This window comes from Dactylosporangium maewongense (genome assembly GCF_039531485.1).
Taxonomy (GTDB): Bacteria; Actinomycetota; Actinomycetes; order Mycobacteriales; family Micromonosporaceae; genus Dactylosporangium; species Dactylosporangium maewongense.
In genome coordinates, this window is sequence record NZ_BAAAQD010000011.1 from 322,008 (window position 1) to 341,613 (window position 19,606).

At 73.9% G+C, this 19,606-nt stretch carries 18 protein-coding genes and 1 pseudogene; 8 read left to right on the forward strand and 11 right to left on the reverse strand.

The window, feature by feature from the left end; translation table 11 throughout:
* Positions 1-60 precede the first annotated feature (60 nt).
* The 3 genes from ABD332_RS27915 to ABD332_RS27925 all read right to left on the reverse strand — a co-directional run bounded on the left by ABD332_RS27915 (position 61) and on the right by ABD332_RS27925 (position 2,745).
* Positions 61-570, reverse strand: a complete 510-nt coding sequence (locus ABD332_RS27915) for a hypothetical protein (protein ID WP_344505147.1) — start codon at positions 568-570, stop codon at positions 61-63.
* A 296-nt stretch (positions 571-866) separates the two neighbouring features.
* Positions 867-2,141: a lanthionine synthetase LanC family protein gene (locus tag ABD332_RS27920; protein WP_344505148.1), complete on the reverse strand. Its 1,275-nt coding sequence runs from the start codon at positions 2,139-2,141 to the stop codon at positions 867-869.
* A 1-nt stretch (position 2,142) separates the two neighbouring features.
* Positions 2,143-2,745 carry a TetR/AcrR family transcriptional regulator gene (locus tag ABD332_RS27925; protein WP_344505149.1) on the reverse strand — a complete coding sequence of 201 codons (603 nt, stop codon included), beginning with the start codon at positions 2,743-2,745 and terminating at the stop codon, positions 2,143-2,145.
* 56 nt (positions 2,746-2,801) lie between these two features.
* Here ABD332_RS27925 and ABD332_RS27930 point away from each other — a divergent pair, with 56 nt between their 5' ends.
* Together ABD332_RS27930 and ABD332_RS27935 are read left to right on the forward strand one after the other, a co-directional pair.
* Positions 2,802-3,638, forward strand: coding sequence for an alpha/beta fold hydrolase (locus ABD332_RS27930; RefSeq protein ID WP_344505150.1), 837 nt, complete (start codon positions 2,802-2,804; stop codon positions 3,636-3,638).
* Between the two features lie 120 nt (positions 3,639-3,758).
* Complete coding sequence (locus ABD332_RS27935; RefSeq protein ID WP_344505151.1) at positions 3,759-4,556, forward strand: SDR family oxidoreductase; 798 nt, start codon at positions 3,759-3,761, stop codon at positions 4,554-4,556.
* Here ABD332_RS27935 and ABD332_RS27940 read toward each other — a convergent pair.
* Complete coding sequence (locus ABD332_RS27940) at positions 4,553-5,368, reverse strand: LLM class flavin-dependent oxidoreductase (RefSeq protein WP_344505152.1); 816 nt, start codon at positions 5,366-5,368, stop codon at positions 4,553-4,555. The two genes, ABD332_RS27935 and ABD332_RS27940, sit on opposite strands and share 4 nt — an antisense overlap.
* 60 nt (positions 5,369-5,428) lie before the next feature.
* Between ABD332_RS27940 and ABD332_RS27945 the strand changes: the two genes are divergently transcribed.
* Positions 5,429-5,971, forward strand: a complete 543-nt coding sequence (locus tag ABD332_RS27945) for a MarR family winged helix-turn-helix transcriptional regulator (protein ID WP_344505153.1) — start codon at positions 5,429-5,431, stop codon at positions 5,969-5,971.
* On the opposite strand, the gene ABD332_RS27950 is transcribed toward ABD332_RS27945, so the two are convergent.
* The 3 genes from ABD332_RS27950 to ABD332_RS27960 are packed head-to-tail and all read right to left on the reverse strand — an operon-like array spanning position 5,927 to position 9,057.
* Complete coding sequence (locus ABD332_RS27950; protein WP_344505154.1) at positions 5,927-6,589, reverse strand: tyrosine-protein phosphatase; 663 nt, start codon at positions 6,587-6,589, stop codon at positions 5,927-5,929. The two genes, ABD332_RS27945 and ABD332_RS27950, sit on opposite strands and share 45 nt — an antisense overlap.
* Positions 6,586-7,407 (reverse strand): hypothetical protein, encoded by an 822-nt coding sequence (locus tag ABD332_RS27955; protein ID WP_344505155.1) that lies wholly within the window; start codon positions 7,405-7,407, stop codon positions 6,586-6,588. The genes ABD332_RS27950 and ABD332_RS27955 overlap by 4 nt, the downstream gene beginning before the upstream one ends.
* Before the next feature lie 39 nt (positions 7,408-7,446).
* On the reverse strand, positions 7,447-9,057 hold the full coding sequence (locus ABD332_RS27960; RefSeq protein ID WP_344505156.1) for an amidohydrolase family protein: 1,611 nt from the start codon (positions 9,055-9,057) through the stop codon (positions 7,447-7,449).
* Positions 9,058-9,167: 110 nt separating this feature from the next.
* Between ABD332_RS27960 and ABD332_RS27965 the strand changes: the two genes are divergently transcribed.
* The 4 genes from ABD332_RS27965 to ABD332_RS27980 all read left to right on the forward strand — a co-directional run bounded on the left by ABD332_RS27965 (position 9,168) and on the right by ABD332_RS27980 (position 13,258).
* Positions 9,168-10,694, forward strand: coding sequence for a phenylacetate--CoA ligase family protein (locus ABD332_RS27965; RefSeq protein WP_344505157.1), 1,527 nt, complete (start codon positions 9,168-9,170; stop codon positions 10,692-10,694).
* The gene (locus ABD332_RS27970) at positions 10,691-11,143 is read left to right on the forward strand and encodes a DUF4188 domain-containing protein (protein WP_344505158.1); all 453 of its coding nucleotides are present in this window, start codon (positions 10,691-10,693) and stop codon (positions 11,141-11,143) included. Before ABD332_RS27965 ends, ABD332_RS27970 begins: the two co-directional genes overlap by 4 nt.
* Complete coding sequence (locus ABD332_RS27975) at positions 11,140-12,210, forward strand: GNAT family N-acetyltransferase (protein ID WP_344505159.1); 1,071 nt, start codon at positions 11,140-11,142, stop codon at positions 12,208-12,210. The genes ABD332_RS27970 and ABD332_RS27975 overlap by 4 nt, the downstream gene beginning before the upstream one ends.
* An 85-nt stretch (positions 12,211-12,295) precedes the next feature.
* Positions 12,296-13,258, forward strand: a complete 963-nt coding sequence (locus ABD332_RS27980; RefSeq protein ID WP_344505160.1) for a nitroreductase family protein — start codon at positions 12,296-12,298, stop codon at positions 13,256-13,258.
* 159 nt (positions 13,259-13,417) lie between these two features.
* Here the strand turns inward: ABD332_RS27980 and ABD332_RS27985 are convergent, their stop codons facing one another.
* Together ABD332_RS27985 and ABD332_RS27990 are read right to left on the reverse strand one after the other, a co-directional pair.
* Positions 13,418-15,124 (reverse strand): ABC transporter ATP-binding protein, encoded by a 1,707-nt coding sequence (locus ABD332_RS27985; RefSeq protein ID WP_344505161.1) that lies wholly within the window; start codon positions 15,122-15,124, stop codon positions 13,418-13,420.
* Complete coding sequence (locus tag ABD332_RS27990; RefSeq protein WP_344505256.1) at positions 15,121-16,704, reverse strand: ABC transporter transmembrane domain-containing protein; 1,584 nt, start codon at positions 16,702-16,704, stop codon at positions 15,121-15,123. The genes ABD332_RS27985 and ABD332_RS27990 overlap by 4 nt, the downstream gene beginning before the upstream one ends.
* 285 nt (positions 16,705-16,989) lie before the next feature.
* On the opposite strand from ABD332_RS27990, the gene ABD332_RS27995 reads away from it, so the two are divergent.
* A complete protein-coding gene (locus ABD332_RS27995) occupies positions 16,990-17,559 on the forward strand; it encodes a dihydrofolate reductase family protein (protein ID WP_344505162.1) in 570 nt (189 codons plus the stop codon).
* An 81-nt stretch (positions 17,560-17,640) separates the two neighbouring features.
* On the opposite strand, the gene ABD332_RS28000 is transcribed toward ABD332_RS27995, so the two are convergent.
* Together ABD332_RS28000 and ABD332_RS28005 are read right to left on the reverse strand one after the other, a co-directional pair.
* Positions 17,641-17,826, reverse strand: coding sequence for an EAL domain-containing protein (locus ABD332_RS28000; RefSeq protein ID WP_344505163.1), 186 nt, complete (start codon positions 17,824-17,826; stop codon positions 17,641-17,643).
* Between the two features lie 374 nt (positions 17,827-18,200).
* Positions 18,201-19,355: pseudogene (locus ABD332_RS28005) on the reverse strand (diguanylate cyclase domain-containing protein); the annotation flags it as partial.
* Positions 19,356-19,606: the final 251 nt, after the last annotated feature.

A 19,606-nucleotide genomic window follows, 5' to 3' on the forward strand; every position in this document is an offset into this window, starting at 1 on the left:
CGCGACGGGATCTGGCGCGAGGATCTCGACGGTGCGTTCTTCAGGTACTGACGGACCGCCTCACTGATGAGTTGCGGCATGTGGGACACGAACTCGGCCAGTCCAGGAAGCCGACGCTGCGCTCACCGTCGATGCCCAGCAGCCGGCGCAGCTCCCGGGACAGGTCGTCGAAGAACTGCTGGACCGCACGGCCGTCTGCGCCCCGTCCGCTTCGGCCAACCCGACCGCCGCGAACGCGTCGCGGTGGGTGGCGCTGCGCAGGGCGCCGCCGGGGTCGGCCCGCAGCGGCACGACGGTGCGCACCCCGGCGCGCAACGCGGGAAGGTACTCGGGTGCCTGCTCGGCGAGCACCGTCCACGCCTCGCTGAGCCGCCCGTCCCATGCGGTGACGTCGGCGTCGCCGAGGCGGCCGGTGACAGCCCAGCCGTGGCAGTCCCGGCCGGGGTCAAGGTCGTCCAGCAGCACGCGCCAGCCGGCGGGTCCGGCGTGCCGTGCCGGCAACCAGCCCGGCCCCGCGGCGGGCCGGTCCTCCAGCCACGACACGGCGACCGGTGCCTGCCCGGACGCCACCACGGTGAAGCCGACCGGGGTGACCGACAGCGTGGCACCGCCAGGCGCGGACCGGTCACGGCGCTGCCGAGCCCCGGCAGGTGGACCACCCCGTCGCGGACCGGCACCCACAGCCGCGCGTCCGTGCCGGCACGGACCGCGGCGGCGCCGGCCAGTGCCGCGAGGTGGCCCAGGTCGGGCGGCGGGTCCGTGTCCGGCTGGTGCGACAGCAGCCAGTGCCGCAACCACGGTTGCTGGAGCCCCTGCCTGACGGAGTCCGGACCCCGGCGAGCGTGGCACTGCCCGGCGCGGCGGGTTCACGAGGCGGCCCGCACCGCCGGCGGGACGGTCCACCACTGGTCGGGGCGGTCGACGGCGGGGGCGGTGAGGCCGTCGCGGTCGACGCGGGCGAGGCGGAGCAGGAATGCGGCGATGCCCGCCGAGCCCTGCATCCAGGTGGGGTTCGGCGGCAGCAGCGGCGGGTCCTGGCGGTGCTCGACGAACCGCCAGTGGGCGCCCGCCTCGTCGAACAGCGCGCGCTCCGCCAACGCGTCGGCCATCGTGCGGGCGGCCGCGAGCAGCGAAACGTCCGAAGTGGACTGGGCGGCGTCGAGGAGGATTTCGCCGACGCCGGCGGTGCCGCAGCAGCGGCCGTCGTTGTCCCAGAAGCCGGGGCGCAGGCGGGCCGGGACGCCGGAGGTGAGGACGGAGTGCAGGCAGCGGCGGCGCAGGTCGTCGACCGGGAAGCCGCCGACCTCGGGAATGCCGGCGACGGCGAGGGCCGGGAAGAGCTGTGAGGTGCCCGCCGGGCCGTGGCACCAGTTGTACGTGACGGGCTCCACCTCCCGTTGCGACCGCGGGATCGTGTGCTCGACGGCGAACCCGTCGCCGGACAGGTCCGCGATCGCGGCCAGGTGCTCGCCGCCGCGCCGCGCCGCGTCGACGAAGTCGGCCCGGTCCAGCGCCCGGCCGGCCACCGCGAGGGCGGCGGCGACGCCGGCTGTGCCGTGCGAGAAGTTCGGGTTGCTGGAGCGGTGCCCCGGCCACATCCGCCAGTCGAGCCCGTGCGCCGTCGGCTCGGCGGCCCGCAGCAGGGCCTCGCCGCCCGTGGTCATGATGGCGTCGGCGAGGTCGCCGCCGGCCCACGTGGCGGCGTGCACGATCCCGGCGGTGCCCATGACGACGTCGGTCAGCGGCGCGCGGCTGCCGGGCCTGATGTCGAACGTCGTCTCCCAGCCGTCCGGGGTGCGCAGGTGCGCGAGCCGCTCCAGCGCGATCCGCTCCGAGCCGGGCGCGAGCAGGCGCAGCACGGTGACGTCGCCGGCGAGGCCGTCGTACAGCGACGGCTCGACCCGGTCCGGGACGCCGGCCGTCACGCGCGCGACGATCCCGTCCGCGAGCGCCGCCTCGGCGCCGGTCAGCGGCCGGTGCAGGCGCAGCTCGGCGAGGACGGGCGCCAGGCCGGGCACGCCCGCGTACACCGTCTCGCGGTCGCGGTCCGGCCCGGGCAGCACCGGGCCGTCGTCGTCGGTGCCGACCTGGGCGAGCGTCCACGCCCAGGCGGCCTCGCCGAGCTCCTGATAGGAGGTCACGTCACACCGCCAGGGAGTCGATGACGCGGTCGAGGACCGCGCCGATGTCCGCGCGGGCCCGCACCGGGTCCGCGGCCTGCGACAGGTAGAGCGCCGCCTCGTCGAGGGCGCCGATGAGCACGTGCGACAGCGGCTCCGGTGGCTGCTCGGCGATCCGGCCGACCGAGATCGCGTAGCTGACCAGGCTCTGCACGAGGCCCATCCCGTACCGGAGGCTGATCTCCCGCCAGCGGGCCCAGCCGAGGACCGACGGCGCCTCGATCAGCACGATGCGCTGCACCTCCGGCTCGGCGCACGCGTCCAGCCAGGTCGCCGCGCCGAGGCGCATGAGGGCGATCGGGTCGGTCAGCCCGCTGCCGCCCACCGCGTCGTCGATGCGGCGGGTCAGGTCCGCCTCGACCGCCTCGAACACCGCGGCGAAGAGGTCGGTCTTGTCGGCGAACTGGTGGTACATCGCGCCGCGCGTGACGCCGGCGGCGCGGACGATCGCCTCGGTGCCCACGGCGGCGAAGCCGGACGCGGCGAAGAGCGGCCTGGCCGCCTGGATGAGGGCGGCCCGGGTCGCCTCCGAACGCTGCTCCTGGGTTCGGCGGTTGCTTTTCATACAGACAGTACGTATGTTTCTTGTGCCATGCACTGAACATATCGCGAGGAGGCGCCATGCCCGCCGTCGACATCCCGCAGGGGCGCATCGAATACCGCGTGACCGGCCCGGAGGACAGCGCGCTGCCGCCGGTCGTGCTCGTCCACGGCCTGCTCGTCAACGCCGAGCTGTGGACCCGCACCGCCGACGCGCTCGCCGCCCGCGGCATCCGCAGCTACGCGCCGGACCTGCCGCTCGGGTCGCACCGCGTGCCGTGGCCGCCCGGGACCGACCTCACCCCGCGGGGCATCGCGGCGCTCCTCGGCGACTTCATCGCCGCGCTCGACCTGACCGGCGTCACGCTCGTCGGCAACGACACCGGCGGCGCGATCTGCCAGTTCCTCATCGACGCCGGGCACGAGCGCATCGGGCGGCTGGTCCTGACCAACTGCGACGCGTTCGACCAGTTCCCTCCGGCGCCCATCGGCCTGCTCGTCAAGGCCGGTCGGCGGCCCGCTCGGCTGCGCATGTTGGCGGCGTCGGTACGGGCGAAGGCCCTGCGCCACTCCATCGCCGGCTACGGCGGGCTGGCCCGGGACCCCCTCGACGCCGCCCTGACCGCCCGCTGGGTCGCGCCGCTGCGCGCCGACGCGGCGATCCGTCGCGACACCGCCGCGTTCCTGCGCGGGATCTCGCCCGCGGAGCTGCTCGACGTCTCGACCCGGCTGCACACCTTCACGAAGCCGGTCCGCCTCGTCTGGGGCGACGCCGACCTGTTCTTCAAGCTGAGCCTCGCCCGGCGGCTGCGCGACGCGTTCCCCGACGCCGACCTCGTCGAGGTCGCGGGCGGTCGCACGTTCCTGCCCCTCGACGAGCCGGACCGGGTCGCGGCCGAGATCGCCCTCGCCGCCTGACAGCGAGACGAGCCGGACCGGGTCGCGGCCGAGATCGCCCTCGCCGCCTGACAGCGAGACGAGCCGGACCGGGTCGCGGCCGAGATCGCCCTCGCCGCCTGACGGCGATATGGTGCAGCGATGCATCGCACCGCGCTGGTCACCGGGGCATCGTCGGGCATCGGCAAGGCGACGGCCGCCGCCCTCGCCGCGCGCGGCTACCGCGTCGTCGGCACCAGCCGCCACCCCGCGTCCGTGCAGGACCCGCCCGAGGGGGTCGAGCTCCTGCCGCTCGACCTCGAGGACGACGCGTCCATCGAGGCCCTCGCCGCGGCCGCCGGCCAGGTCGACGTGCTGGTCAACAACGCCGGGGAGAGCCAGTCCGGCCCGTTCGAGGACCTCCCCGCCGACGCGCTGCGCCGGCTGTTCCAGGTCAACGTCCTCGGGCCCGTCCGGCTCGCCCAGCTGCTCCTGCCCGGCATGCGGGAGCGCCGGCACGGCCGGGTCGTGATGGTCGGGTCGATGCTCGCGTCCTTCCCGCTGGCGTACCGCTCGTCGTACGTCGCGTCGAAGGCCGCTCTGAAAGGCTTCGCGGAGGGGGCGCGGCACGAGTACTCACCGTTCGACGTCTGGCTGACGACCGTCGAGCCCGGCTCGATCAGCACCGGCATCAGCGAGCGCCGCACGAAGTACGTCGCCGACGACTCCCCGCACCGTGCGGACTTCGAGCGGATGCTGGCCGCCCTCGACCGCAACGAGCACAAGGGCGTGCCGGCCGCGCGGGTCGCCGCCACCGTCGTCAAGGCCGTCGAGGCGCCACGGCCGAAGGCGTTCTACGCCGTCGGCAGCAACGCGCCGGTCGTCTTCCCGCTGCGCCGCCTCATGCCGTCCTCGCTCGTGTCGAAGGCCACCCACCGCCGCCACGACCTGCGCCGTTAGCGCAGCTGCGGCAGCACCTCGAGGGCGAGGCGCTCCACCTGCTCGTCCCGGCCCGGGCCGGGCACCTTCAGGTTGAGCACCGTGAAGCCCATCGCGACGAGCGCCCGCAGACGGTCCGCCGTGTCGTCGCCGGCCCGCACCTCGACGTTGAGGGCGCAGGTGATGTCCTCGGGCGAGCGCCCCGCCCGCTCCGCCGCGGCCAGGACCCGGTCGCGCATCGCGGGGAGCGCCTCGAGGGACGCGTACCCCAGCGACGGCATCCACCCGTCGGCCAGCCGCCCCGTCACGTCGAGGGCGCGGGGCCCGAACGTCCCGAGCCAGATCGGGATCCGGCGGTCCGGCTTCGGCTCCATCGGCGCGGCGGCGACGTGATGGATGCGGCCGGTGTACGTGGTGGCGGGGCCGGTCCAGAGGCCGCGGATGATCTCGATCGCCTCGGCGAGGCCGTCGACCTTGTCGCGTGGCGACGGCACGTCGATGCCGAACGCGCGGAACTCCTCGTCGGACGAGCCGCCGCCGAGCCCCAGGATCAGCCGGCCGCCGCTGAGCCGGTCGAGGGTCTCGGCCATCTTGGCGACCATGGCGGGCCGCCGGTACGGCACCCCGAGCACCCTGGGCATGACCCCGATCCGCTCGGTGTGCGCCGCCATCCACGCGAGCATCGTCCAGCTCTCGTGGCTCGGATCGGTGCCGCTCGGATGGTCGGACGTGGACACGAAGTCATACCCGAGCGCCTCGGCGGCGCGGGCCGCCGCGACCGGGTCCACGGCCGTCGACGCGGGCACGTCGACCCCAACCCTGATGCTTGACATGTCATGCACGCTAGCTCGCTTTAGTTTGACACGTCAAGCAGATCGCCTAGGCTTGGCGGCATGACGGAACCCCGCTGGCTCACCGACGCCGAGATGCACACCTGGCGCGGGTACCGGCGCATGCGCGGCCTCCTCGACCTCCAGCTGACCCGCGACCTCGGCGCCGACTCGGGGCTGTCCGACGCCGACTACGACGTGCTGACCGCGGTCTCCGAGGCCCCCGACCGGCGCCTCCCCCTCGGCGAGCTGGCCGCCTCGATCCGCTGGTCGACGAGCCGCCTGTCCCACCAGGTCAGCCGCATGGAGCAGCGCGGCCTGGTCGCCCGCGGCCCCTCCACCACCGACGGGCGCAGCGCCACCGTCATCCTCACCGACCACGGCTGGGCCACGGTCCAGGACGCCGCCGTCCACCACGTCGCCTCGGTCCGCCGCCACTTCATCGACGTCCTCGACGAGTCCGACGTCGCCGCGCTGGGCCGCATCGCCGACAAGGTCCTCGCCCACCTCACCGACGCGACGCCGCCCACTCCCCCACGCCGCCGCCGGTCGGCGGGCGGGTCAGTCGCGCAGCCTGCTCCGGAGGGCGCCGAGACGGTCGGGTGACAGGCCGTGGGCGAGCAGGTAGCCCTCGGCGCCGCCCCACCGCTCGTCGACGAGGTCCAGCACCGCCTGGATCGACTCGGGCTCGCACTCGCCCGGCGACTCCCAGCACACCGACGAGAACGTGTAGTCGGCGACGATGACGTCGTCGGGCACGGCGGCGACGCGGAGCAGCAGGGCGACGAGCATGCCGGTGCGGTCCTGGCCCGCCTGGCAGTGCACGAGGACCGCGCCCGGCGGGGCGTCGGCGACGGCGGCGACCGCGGTGGTGATGCGCCGGGCGTCGCCGGCGATGCGGCAGCGGTACAGCTCGTCGATGCCGGCCAGGTCCCACAACTCGTCGGCGGGGTCGTCGTCGGGGTCGGTGAACGGGACCAGCCGGTACATCGGGTCGGCGGCCAGGACGTTCGGCCGCAGGAACGCCTCGTCGGCGCTGCGCAGGTCGACGATGCGGGTGACGCCGTGCGCCCGCAGCGCGGCCACGCCGTCGGGGGTGAGCCGGTGCGGCGAGTCGGCGCGCACCACGGCGCCGTGCCGGACCTGACCGCCGTCCGCGGTCGGCAGGCCGCCGAGGTCGCGGGCGTTGCGCAGCCCGGGCCACGGCAGCGGGGTGAACCTCATGACGCCAGGCCGACGAGGACGGCCACGACCAGCACCAGCAGCGCGCCGACCACGAGGAGCCACCTCCGCCGGGCCCGCTGGCGGCGGTGGCGGCGCTTCCGTGCCGCCACCCTCGCCGCGGCTCGCGACGCCCTCCTCGCGGACGGCCGGGCCTCGACCTTGACCGGCGCGGCCCCGGCCCCGGGCACGGGCACGGGCACGGGCACAGCCTCCGGCACCGGCACGACATGCGGCACGGGCGTGTCGTGCGGTACGGGCGCGGACTCGGGGACGGATGCGGCCCCCAGCACGGGCACGGCGGCGTCAGGTACAGGCGAAACGTCGAGGGCAGGCGCAACTTCAACCGAAGGCACGGACGGAACCGAAGGCACGGACGGAACCGAAGGCACGGGCGGGACCGGAGCGGGCCGGGGTGCGGGCACGCGGATCGTCTCGGCGTTCGCGCGGGCGATGAGCTTCCCGACGCGGACGCTGGCCGCCCGCAGCCGGGCGGCCCGCTTCGGCGCCAGCTTCCGGCCGGTGATGATGCCGCAGGCCTGGGCGACCGCCACGACGAGGACCGGGTTGCTGATGAGGTCGCGGTGGCCCAGCATCAGCGCCGCGACCATGTTCCGGTCCACCCGCAGCCCCGGCGCGAGCTTGTGGGCGCGGACGACTTCGGCGATGTGCCGGCGCGTGCTCTTCGACCGCGTCCGGCCGCGGGGGCGTTTGCGGGCGCTGCGGTCCGCGGTCCGGGCGGCCTCCGCCACCAGGACGGCGACCAGCGAATGCACCGCCTCGTCGGCCTCCTGCCAGCGCGGCGTCAGCGCCTCGGTCAATCCGTGGTCTCCCAGTGCGAACCCGTCGATCGGAGCAACTTACCCGGTGGCGGCCGCGGGCCAAACGCGGCGGCCGGAGATCCAGGTCTGGGTGACGCGGGTCGCGGGGTCGAACGGGTCGCCGTCGCAGATCGCCAGGTCGGCGGTCTCCCCCGCGGCGAGGCCGCCGGCGCCCGGCGCGCCGAGGGACGCGGCCGCCGTCACGGTCAGCGCCCGCACCGCCTCCGCCGGGGTCAGCGCCTGGGCCGGCTGGATCGGCCGCCGCACCGCGAGCCTGAGGTTGCCGAGCGGGTCGAGCGGCCCCGCCGGGTGGTCGGAGGCGAGGGTCAGCGGCACGCCCGCGTCCAGCAGCGACCGCCCGCCGACGACCGTCAGGAAGCGGTCGGTGCCGCCGTCGACGATCTGCGGGCCGAACGTGGTGAGGAAGCCGGGCTGCACCGTCGCCCACGCCCCGCTCGCCGCGACCAGGTCGACGGCCGCCGGGTCGAGGAGCACCAGGTGGTCGATGACGGCGGCGCCGGCGGGGGCTCCCACGGCGCGCAGGGCGGTCGCGGCCTGCCGCACGGCGAGGTTGCCGAGCGCGTGCATCCGCGGGCGCAGCCCCGCCGACAGGTACGCGGACAGCAGGTCGGCGAGCTCCCGGTCCGAGTACCGCAGGTACTCCAGTCGCAGGGTCCGCCCTTGTACGGTGGTGCGCCGGCGCATCGCGTCGCGCAGCGGGCCCGGGTGCCGGGCGGCGACGGTCTCCTTGACGGCCTGCCAGGTGAGCCGGCCGAGCGCGCGGGCCGGCATGCAGACGGCGCACCGGTCGCCGCCGTCGAGGAACAGCTTCGCCTCGCGCCCGCTCGCCCCGTAGTCGCCGTCCGGCGCGACCGACGGCCCTTCCAGGGGGCTGAGCAGCCCTTCGCCGGCACCGACCGCCCACGACAGCCGCGGCGATGCGGGCGCCGCGAGGCCGAGCATCCGCTCGTGGTGCTGCGGCGGGACGTACGCCTCGTGCGCGTGCGTGATGCCCAGCGACACGCACCGGTCGAGGGCCTGGCGGGTCAGCGCGACCGGGTCGCCGGGGGCGGAGGCGAGCGCGCGGGCGAGGGCCTCGCCGTAGGCCTGCTCCCAGATCTCCCCGGTCGGCCGGCCCCGGCGGTCGAGGCTCACGTCGCCGTCCTGGGCCCGCCGCGTGGTGATGCCGAGCGCCCGCATCGCCTGGGAGGAGACGGTGCCCCGGTGGACGTCGACGCCGCTGACCAATATCTGACGGCCGGGCGCGACGGCGTCGAGCTCGGCGGCGGTCGGCAGGCGCCGCTGCGGCCACCGGAACGGCCGGGCGTTCCAAACCAGCAGCCAGGGCGCGTGCGGGTCGGCCGCGGCCGCCACCCCGATCGCGGCGAGCGCCGCGGGCAGCGAGGTCCAGGCGGAGCCGTCGACGCCGAGCGTCTGCCACCCGACAACGGTGGCGTGCAGGTGTGTGTCGACGAACCCGGGCAGAATGTGACACCCTGCGACGTCGATCATGGTGTCCGCCGGCGGGGGCGGTGTGTCGTGCGCGCCGGTGGCGGTGATCCTGTCGCCGGTGACCAGCAGCCAGCCAGGCTGCGGGGTGCAGGTCGGGCCGGCCCAGATCGTCGCTCCGGTCATGAGTGTCCCGGCCATGCGGCAACAATACTTACCCGGATGCGAGTACGACGGCTCAGGCGCCACGACGGCCGGCAACCGAGGATGTAACCGGTCCGTGTGGATGGTCAGGGAGAAAGGGAACAGTCGTGACGTTCGTGCGCCAATGGGTGCTTCGGATCAGCAGCTTCGGGCTGACCTGGCTGTACGCGATCTACCGGGTGCACCCGGCGGTGTGGCGGCTGATGGCCCGCAACTACCGGCCGTGGATGGCCCGGTTCGCCCGCCTGCACGCGTGGATGACGTGCCAGTTCGCGGCCATCGACGTGCCCGCGTACGGCGACTTCCTGCGCCGCAACGACTGGCGGTTCCGCTGGTTCGACCTGACGTCCTACCCGCCGACCGCGAAGCTGACCTACGTGAAGGCGTACCCGGAGGAGCAGCGCTGCTGGCACGGCCGGATCGAGATCGCCGGCAGCGTCGTCGACGAGTCGTCGGGGTCGTCGGGCCAGCCGTACAACTGGATCCGCAGCAAGAAAGAGCTCGGGACGGTGCACAAGAACCTCGCCGGCTACACCACGCTGGTGTTCCCGTCGAAGCGGCGGTTCGTCATCAACGCCTACTCGATGGGCGCGTGGGCGACCGGCACCAACACCGGCATCGCGATGGCCCGCGTCGCGATGGTGAAGAACACCGGGCCCGACCTCGACAAGATCATCGACACGCTGCGGCACTTCGGGCCCGGCTTCGACTACGTCATCACCGCCTACCCGCCGTTCCTGAAGCACCTGCTGGACAAGATGGACGCGGTCGGCTTCGACTGGGCGCCCTACAAGCTGTCCGCGCTGGTCGGCGGCGAGGGCATGACCGAGGCGCTGCGCGACTACCTGGAGCAGCGGTTCACGAAGGTGCGCTCCGGCTACGGCGCCAGCGACCTGACGATCGGCATGGGCGGCGAGACCGACCTGACGGTGTGGCTGCGCCGCCGCCTGCGCACCGACCAGGCGCTGCGGGAGGCGCTGCTCGGCGCCGACGAGCACCGGCTGCCGATGATCTTCCAGTACAACCCGCTCGAGACGTACCTGGAGACCACCGCCGACGGCGAGATCCTCTGCACCATCAACACGACCGCGGTGCTCAACCCGAAGGTGCGCTACAACATCGGCGACGAGGGCAAGCTGATGTCCTATGCGGAGCTGACCAGCATCGTGGGCAAGGACGCCGAGATGCAGCGCGCGTTCGAGGGCGACCGGATGAAGCTGCCGCTGCTGTTCCTGTTCGGGCGGAAGGACAGCACGATCTCGTACATGGGCGCGAACATCTACCCGCAGGACGTGGAGAACGGCCTGTACCAGGACAACCCCCTCGCCCACCAGATCCAGAGCTTCTGCCTCACGCTCGAGGAGCACACCGACCTCGAGAGCCGCCCGGTGATCCACATCCAGCTGCGCGAGGCCGTACACCTGACGCAGCAGCAACAGGAGGAGCTGGCCGACGTGTGCCGGCGCGGCGTGGTGCGCTACCTCGCCGAGGTCAGCCGCGACTTCGCCGAGTCCCTCGCCGAGGACCCCAGCGCGGCGGACCTGCGCGTGCGCGTCCACGAGCACGGCGCCGGACCGTTCGCCGCCAGCAACGGTAAGATCAAAAACGTCTACCTGGCCAGGAGCGCCGCATGAGGACCACCGACTTCTCGAAGGTGCCACCGGTCGGGCAGGCGACCGCGATGTTCGTCGGCGCCACCCGCTACCGCGGCCCGCACTCGATCTTCATCCTCACGTTCACCTGGTTCAAGATGGTGCGCCAGATGAAGCGGCTGCCCGGGTACTGCTGGCACACCGTCTACTGGCAGTGGCCGTTCACGCTCGGCACCATCGCGTTCTTCCGCGACCGGGACGCGCTGCTGCAGTTCGCGCGCACCAAACACCACCGCGACCTCATGTGCTGGATCACCGACAACGGCACCCGCAACGCCACCGGCGGCTACATCCGGCTCTACAACGCCGAGGAGAGCGGCTACACCAACGGCGTCTGGCGCGCCGAGGGCAATACGATGGCGCACATCGAGACCTACACGCCGCTGTCCCGCGAGACGGACGGCCCAGCCGTGCACCGGCCGGCGTCGTGACCGTCCACATCGAGCCCGTGACCGGCCGGGCCGGGCTCCGCGCGTTCTGCGACCTGCCGCTGCGGCTGCACCCGCGGGACCGGTACGTGCCCCTGGCCGACTCGGTCATCGCCGGGTTCAAGGACGTCGAGCTGTTCCTGGCCCGCGACGCGTCCGGCACGGTCGTCGGCCGCACGACCCTGCACCGCAACGCGAAGTTCGACGCGAAGCTCGGCCGGCGGCACCAGCTCTTCGGCCTCACCGAGTTCGCCGACGATGCCGCGGCCTCGGCGCTGTTCGAGCTGGTCGCGGAGCGCGGCCGCGACACGGAGGCGCTGTTCGGCCCGGTCGGGCTGCTGCCCAACCAGACCGGCGGCGTCATCACGTCGGGCTTCGACGAGCGCGGGTTCATCGACTCCGCCTGGAACCCGCCGCACTACCCCGTCTCGTACGAGCGGCACGGCTTCACCCGCCGCTTCGAGGCCGACACGTGGCTGTGCGATGTCGGCGCGGGCGGCGAGTTCGCCTTCGACGACGCGCGGATCGCCGCCGAGGACCTCGTGGTGCGGCACGGCTCCCGCCGCCGGTTCAAGGCGCAGCTGCCGATCCTCCGGGAGATGCTCAACGCGTCGTTCGCGCAGCTCGGCTACTACACCGAGATCGACGCCGACGAGTTGGCGAAGCAGACCGACGGGCTGTCGTTCCTGCTCGACGAGGCGCTGCTGCTGTGGCTGGAGAAGGCCGGCCGGCCCGTCGCGTTCATCGTCACCGTGCCCGACGTGTCGGAGTTCTTCATGAAGGTCGGCGGCCGGCTCGGCGTGCTCAACCAGCTGCGCCTGCTCGCCACCCGCAACCGCCACCGGCGGGACGCCGTCCTCATCATCAAGGGCACCGTCCCCGACGAGCAGGGCCGCGGCTACCTGACGCTGCTGTCCCGCGAGCTGTACCGGGGGCTGCGCGCCGGCGGCTACCGCACGCTGCGCAGCACGTACGTGGAGCGCGACAACCCGGCGTCCGCGGCGCAGTACCGGCGGATGGGCGGCCGCCCGCTGCACGGCTACACCTTCTACGAACGGGCGGTGGCATGAGCGGGCCGGAGCGCAGCGGAGGGCTGCGAATCATGGGCGCGGTCTTTCGGTCAGGCCGGCGCCGGAGCGCAGCGGAGGTGACGGCATGACCTGGGTCTCCGAATTCCGGGCGCTTGAGGACGACTGCCGGCGGGCGCCGAGCGCGCACAACACGCAGCCGTGGGTCCTGCGGTACGGCGACGACTCGGTCGACGTGCACTGGGACCCTTCGCGGGCGCTGCCGGACTCGGACCCGACGCGGCGGGACCTGTTCCTCTCCCTCGGCGCGTTCGTCGAGACCTGCCTGATCGTCGCGGCGGACGCGGGCCTGCCGGTGCGGGCGTCGGTGTCCGTCGACCGCGCCTCGCTGCGGGCCGCCCGCCTGGTGCCGGATTCCGCCGTGTACGAGACGCCCTTTACCCTCGCGTCGGTGCGGCAGCGCGGCTGCGCGCGGGGCGGGTACGCGCCCGGAACCCTGGACACCGCGACGCTCGCCGCGCTGGCCGGGCTCGGCGCCGACCTGCGGCAGCTGCCCAGCCGTTCGCTCGTCAAGCCGCTCGCGGCGGCGGACCGGTGGATGTTCGGCACCCCCGCCGTCGTCGCCGAGCTGCGGGAGTGGATGCGCCTGTCGCCGAAGCATCCGCGGTACCGGCTCGACGGCCTCACGGACCGCGCGATGGCAATGTCCCGCGTCGAGGCGTCCGGACTGGCCGCGATGATCGGGCCGCGCGCCTACCGGGTCACCCGCCGGCTCGGCGGCCCCGCGCTGCTGGCCGCCGCGTCGAAGGGTCTGCTGCGGTACGACGGCAGCGTCCTCGTCCTCGTCGGCAGCGCCGTCACCCCGGAAGAGGTGATCGAGCACGGGCGCGCCCTCGTGCGGGTGTGGCTGGCATTGTCGGAGCGCGGCCTCGCCGTCCACCCGCTGAGCCAGCTCCTGGACTGCACGGCCACCGGCACCCGGCTCGCCGAGCGCCTCGGCCTCGCGCCCGACGAGGCACCCCTCGCCGTGTTCCGCACCGGCCGGCCGCTCCAGCCGCCGGTCCGCTCGGCCCGTATCCCGTCGGCGTAGAACGCTGAGCCGGCTCGCTGGGTGCCGCGGCGATCCGGATCAGGGTCTGCTGGCCGGCCGCGACGAACCGGCGGTCCGCGTCGTCGCTGACGGTCATGCCGCCCAGCATCACACACCGCCCAACATCAGACGCCGTCGTGCCTCACACGCTGGCGTGCCTCACACGCCGTCGTGCCAGGAGTGCCAGAGGGCGGCGTACGGGCCGCCGGCGGCGACGAGCTCGTCGTGGGTGCCGAGCTCGATGATCCGGCCGTCCTCCATCACCGCGACCCGGTCGGCGTCGTGCGCCGTCTGCAGGCGGTGCGCGATCGCGATGACGGTCCGCTCGTGCAGCACCGCGGCGAGGGCCCGCTCCGCCGTCCGGGCGACCGTCGGATCCAGCAGCGCGGTGGCCTCGTCGAGGATCACGGTGTGCGGGTCCGACAGCACCACCCGCGCCAGCGCGACCTGCTGGGCCTGGGCGCCGTCCAGCGGGTGCAGTGCCAGGTCACGGTCGAGGTCGTCGGCCCAGTCGGCGCCGACGGTCTTCAGCGCCTCGTGAAGCTCCTCGTCGGGGGCGGCCACGATGAGGTTGTCGCGCAGCGACTCGCGGAACACGTGGTGCTCCTGCGTCACGAGCACGACCTGCCGGCGCAGCTCGTCCGGTGGCAGGTCGGCGATCGGGACGCCGCCGACGGTGACGGTGCCGGCGGTGGGGCGGTCCACGCCCGCGACGAGCATGCCCAGCGTCGACTTCCCGGCGCCGGACAGGCCGACGATCGCGAGCCGTTCACCGGGGCGGATGGTGAGGTCGACGCCGTGCAGGACGTCATGTCCGGGCTCGTACGCGTACCGCACGCCGCGCACCTCGATCCGGTCGTCGCGGGGCGCCTCCGTCGCGGCCGGGGCCGCCGCCGGGATCGCGGCGAGGCCTTCGACGCGGGCGAACGACGCGCTGCTGCTCTGCAGCTGCTCGATCCAGATGAGGATGCTGTCCAGCGGGCCGACGAGCTGCCGCAGATAGAGGACGGCGGCGACGACCGTGCCGAGGCTGACCCGGCCCCCGATCGACAGCATGCCGCCGACCAGCAGCACGAGGACCACCGGCACCGCATACGACGTCTCCACGAGCGGGAAGAACACCGTGCGCAGCCCGAGCGTCGCGAGGCGGGTGCGGTGGGTCTCGGCGATCGCGGCGTGCCCGGCGGCGAGGCGGCGCTCCCGCAGCGCGAACGCCTCGATCGTGCGGGCACCGGCCGTGGTGGCGCTCAGCTCGTCGGCGAGCACCGAGTTGGCCGCCCCTTCCGCGAGGTACGCGGTGCGGGCCCGGCGCAGGTACCACCTCGTGACGAACCAGATCCCCGACAGCCCGAGCACGCCGACCACACCGAGCAACGGGTTGATCACCAGCAGCGCCGAGCAGATGAACACGATCTGCACGGCGCCGACGGTCATGCCCGGCAGCACGTCGCGCAGTGTCGACGCGACCGCGTCGATGTCGGTGGTGCCCCGCGCGGCGAGGTCACCGGCCGGCACCCGCTCGACGACGGCCGCCGGCAGGGCGAGGGCGCGCCGGAGGAAGTCCTCCCGGATGCGAAACGCCGTACGCTCGCCGAACCGGTACGCGATCGCGAGCGCGAACCGGGTGAGCAGCAGCTGCGCGACGGCACACGCCAGCACCGCGAGCGCGAGCCGGTCGACGGCGCCGCCCTTGCCGGTCACCGTGTCGACGATCCGGCCGAGCAGCCATGGCGCGCCGAGCCCGGCGACCGCCGCCAGGGAGTTGAGCACGAGGATCGCGACGACGGACGGCTTGTCGGCCGCGATCAGCCGCAGCGCCGCCCGCCCGACCACCCGCTGGCCGGCGATCGGCAGGGTCGTCGTCATGCGTCGTCGCCGAACGCGCGGGTCACCAGTGCCCGGTAGCCCGGTTGGGCGGCGAGGAGCGCGCGGTGCGTACCGGATGCGGCGACCCTGCCGTCGACGAGGTAGTGCACCACGTCGGCGTGGTCCAGCAGCACCGGCGACGTGGTGGCCACGACGGTGCCACGCCCGGCCCGCGCGGCCGTGAACCGCTCCGCGATCGCCGCCTCGGTGTGCGCGTCGACCGCGGACGTCGGCTCGACGACCAGCAGCAGCTCCGGGTCGGCGTGGACGGCGCGGGCGAGCCGCACCCGCTGCCGCTGCCCGCCGGACAGGTTCCGCCCGCCCCACTCGACCCTGCGGTCCAGCTCGGCGGCGACGTCGTGCGCGACCGCGGTCCGGATCGCCGCGCTGACCAGGTCGTCGTCGGGCTCGTCGCGGCCGGCGACCACCTCCCGCAGCGGCCCCGCGAACAGGTCCGCGTCGTGCTCGGCGACCAGGATCCGGGCCCGCACCTCGGCCTGCGCGATCTCGGCGAGCCGCCGGTCCCCCCAGGTGACGTCGGTCGGCCCGTACCGCCCGAGCCGGTCGATCACCGCCGCCGACTCCTCGGGTCGCGCCCCGGCCAGCGCGGTCAGCCGGTCCGGCTCCACGACCACCCCGGACTCCGGGTCCCGCAGCGTGGCCGGCCCGTCCGGCGCGGCCTTCCCGCCCGGGTCGTCGACGGGCAGCTTCAGGAAGTCCACCACCCGCCGCGCCGCGACGAGCCCCCGCGTCGCATCGAACGCACAGAAGATCATCACATCGACGGGGATCACGAGCATGGCGGTGTACCCGTAGACCGCGACCAACTCACCGGCCGTGAGCTCCCCCGCCGCGGCCTGCCGCGCGGCGAGCCACACGACGAGCCCGAGGAACACCACCGGCAGCCCGCCGCCGAGCGCCCCGATCCAGCTGGACGGGCCGCCGACCCGGTAGCCCTGGTCCCGCAGCAGCGCGGACCCGACCTGGTAGCGCCCGTGGTAGACGTCCTTGCCGCCGAGGCCGTTGAGGATCCGCAGCCCGCCCAGCACGTCGACCAGCCGCGCGTTGAGCTCACCCTGCCGGTCCCGGTACCGCAGCCCGGCCCGCTGCGTGCGCCGCAGCAACGGCCCGACGAGCAGCACGAGCACCGGCACCCCGGCGAGCACCACCACGGCAAGCGTCCCCGACGTCCGGGCCAGCAGCACCGCCACCACCGTGTACGCCAGCGTCGACGCCACCCCGACCCCACCGACGTTCATCGCCCGCCCGATCGTCCACACGTCGGAGATGCCGATCGTGACGACCTCCCCCGCCGTGACCCCGCGCGGCAACGCCGCCCCCAGCCGCGTCGCATGCGTCATGATCAGATCCGCCGTCCGCAGCGCCGCCGTCATCCGCAACTTCGTCATGCTCCGGTGCCGCATGATCCCCAGCCCCGCGCTCGCCACCCCCAGCACCAGCACCGCCCCGGCCCACCCCGCCAGCGCCACCGGCCGCCGCGACTGCAACCCCCTGTCGATCGCCTGCGAGATCAGGAACGGCATGAACGCCAGCCCCATGAACCACAGCGACCCGAACATCGCCCCGAGCGCGACCCTGCCCCTGATCTGCCACCCGAGCCGGACCAGAAACCCCGCGGACCCCCCGACCTCCATCCCTCCAATGCTGCCCCATGCACCCCGTACGCCGCCCGCCCGAGACGTTCGCGGTCAGCGATATCCCACCCACAGCGGACGCCGGTCGCGCGCTCGGTCTACGGACGGTGTTAAGGAGGTGGGGTCGGACACCGATGAGAAATGGCGCCGACAGCAGTCTGAGTACGGACCGGTGAAAACGCGCTGCGCGGATCAAGGGAGAACAACGAGATGAGACCACTTCGATACTCGATCAACGTCACACTCGACGGCTGCTGCCATCACGAGGCAGGGATCGCCCCGGACGAGGAGTCGATGCGGTACTGGACCGCTGAGATGCAACGAGCCGACGCCCTGCTCTTCGGCCGGGTGACCTACGAGATGATGGAGTCGGCGTGGCGGCAGCCGGCCACAGGCGCCTGGCCTGACTGGATGGGCGAGTGGCAGATCCCGTTCGCCGAGACCATCGACCAGGCGAAGAAGTACGTCGTGTCGAGCACGCTGAACGGTGCCGACTGGAACGCCGAGCTGGTGCGAGGCGACCTGGAGCAAGCCGTTCAACGGCTCAAGCAGGAGCCAGGCGAAGGCCTGTTCATGGGTGGCGTGACACTCCCCCTGGCGTTGGCAGATCTGGGACTGATCGACGAATACGTGTTCGTTGTACAGCCGGTCCTCGCCGGACACGGACCGACGTTGCTCACCGGCCTGCGCGAACGCATCCAGCTCGAGCTCGTGGACCGCCACGAGTTCCGGTCGGGGGTGATCGCCCTGCGATACCGGCCCACGCGAGCAACGGCCTGACGTGACTCGTCCTGGCGCGTTGGCCGCTGCCTCTCAGGATTCGCTGATCGCGCAACGGCGAGCACTCGTCGCCGAGGAGGGTCAGGACGGGGAGACGAGGTCGCGCTGAGTGGACAGGAGCTGGGTCATCTCGGCGGCGGGCATGGGGCGGGCCAGGTGGTAGCCCTGGCCCAGCGAGTAGCCCAGCTCGATGAGGCGGTCCGCCTGCGCGGCGTTCTCGATGCCCTCGGCGACGGTGTCCAGGCCGAGGGCCAGGGAGAGCTGCACGACCGCGCGGGCGACGGCCTGCCTGGCGTCGGCTTCCGGGGAGCCTGGGGGTCGAGCTCGATGCCGTCGACGAAGGACTTGTCGAGCTTGATGATGGCGGCGGGGAAGGCCCGGAGCAGGCTGAGGGACGACTCACCGGTGCCGAAGTCGTCGAGGGCGAGGGCCTCGACGCCGACGATGCGGCCGGTGCGGATGGCGATGATGGGCTGGTAGTGCACGGTGAACTCGCCGGCGTCGAGGGCGCGGCACAGCTCGCCGCCGAGCTGGGCGTGGCTGGCGACGGGCTGCGCCATGCCGTCGTGGTAGCGGACCCAGTTGGCCTTGCCTCGTTGCTTGGCGGCGTACATGGCGACGTCGGCGTCGCGCAGGAGACTGTCCAGCGCGGTGCCGGCGGGTGCGGTGGCGATGCCGACGCTGGCGTGCACGAGCAGCCGGTGCTGGCTCAGCGGGCCGGTGAAGGCGTCCAGGACGCGCTGCGCGATCGTCTCGCCGAGCGCGGTCGGGTCGGTGACGAGGACGGCGAACTCGTCGCCGCCGAGGCGGACGGGCAGGCCGTCGGTGCCGGTCTCGCGGCGCAGCACGGCGGCGACCGCGATGAGGAGGTGGTCGCCGACGTCGTGGCCGAGGGAGTCGTTGATCGTCTTGAAGTCGTCGAGGTCGACCAGCAGGACGGTGGCGTCGCCGCGTTCGAGCTGGGCGGCGAGCCGCTGCCGGAACAGGGCGCGGTTGGGCAGGCCGGTCAGGCCGTCGTGGGTGGCGTCGTGCTCGAGGCGTTCCTGGGAGGCGCGCTTGTCGGCGAGCAGCCGCGCGTTCTCCCGGAACGCGACGAACTGCCGGACGGTGACCAGGCCTGTCACCAGTACCGACGCCGCGATCACCAACCGGTCGGCCGTGGTCAGCTCGCCGGGGATGACGGCGATGAGCGGCACGTCGACGGCGGCGACGGCCAGGTAGGGCAGCCACGCCCCGGCGCGGCCACGTCCGGCGGCGGCGTGCTGCCACTGGCGGCGCACGGCGAGGGCGCCGAGCACCGCCGCGAACGGCATGACCACCGCCTGGTCCGCGACGGAGCCGGCGTCGCCGCCGTGGATGAGCAGCAGCGCGACGACGGCGCCGGTCAGGCCGGTCGAGCCGATCAGGCGCAGCGCGGACCGGTCGATGGGGCCGCCGCGGATGTAGGCGACCTTGGTGATGCCGCCGGCGGCGAGCGCGAGCGACAGCCCCAGCAGGACGATGGTCTGCGTGCTCCACGGCGTGGCCGCGGTCATCACCGGGGCCAGGCCGAAGTGGAACAGGACGGTGCCGCAGCCGAGGAAGGCGATCGCGCGGTCCAGCCACTGCCGCCAGCGTTCGCCGGCGCTGGCGATGCCGAGCGGGACCCGCACCATCGCCCACATCGCGGTGAGGAAGCCGGCGCCGGCGAGGGCTGCCGCCGGCAGCGGCATCGGCGGCAGGATCGACGTGTCGCGGAACCCGGCGACGGCGAGGACCGTGTACCCGGCGCCGACGAGGCCGAACGCGACCAGCATCAGCCGCCAGAACCGGACGGCCGGCGGGGTGAGCGGGGCGCGGCGCAGCAGGTCGAGCACCGCCGCGGCGGCGCCGGCCGCGGCGAGGGGCAGCGGCAGGTAGGACACGGCGGCCGGGCCGATGCCGGTGACCGTCCACAGCACGTACCAGAGCGCGCCCGCGGCCGTGACGCCGAAGGTGGCGGCGACGTGGCGCAGCGGGGCGCGATGGTCGGCGGTCACGCCGGGCACGATCGGCGGTCCGGCCGGCA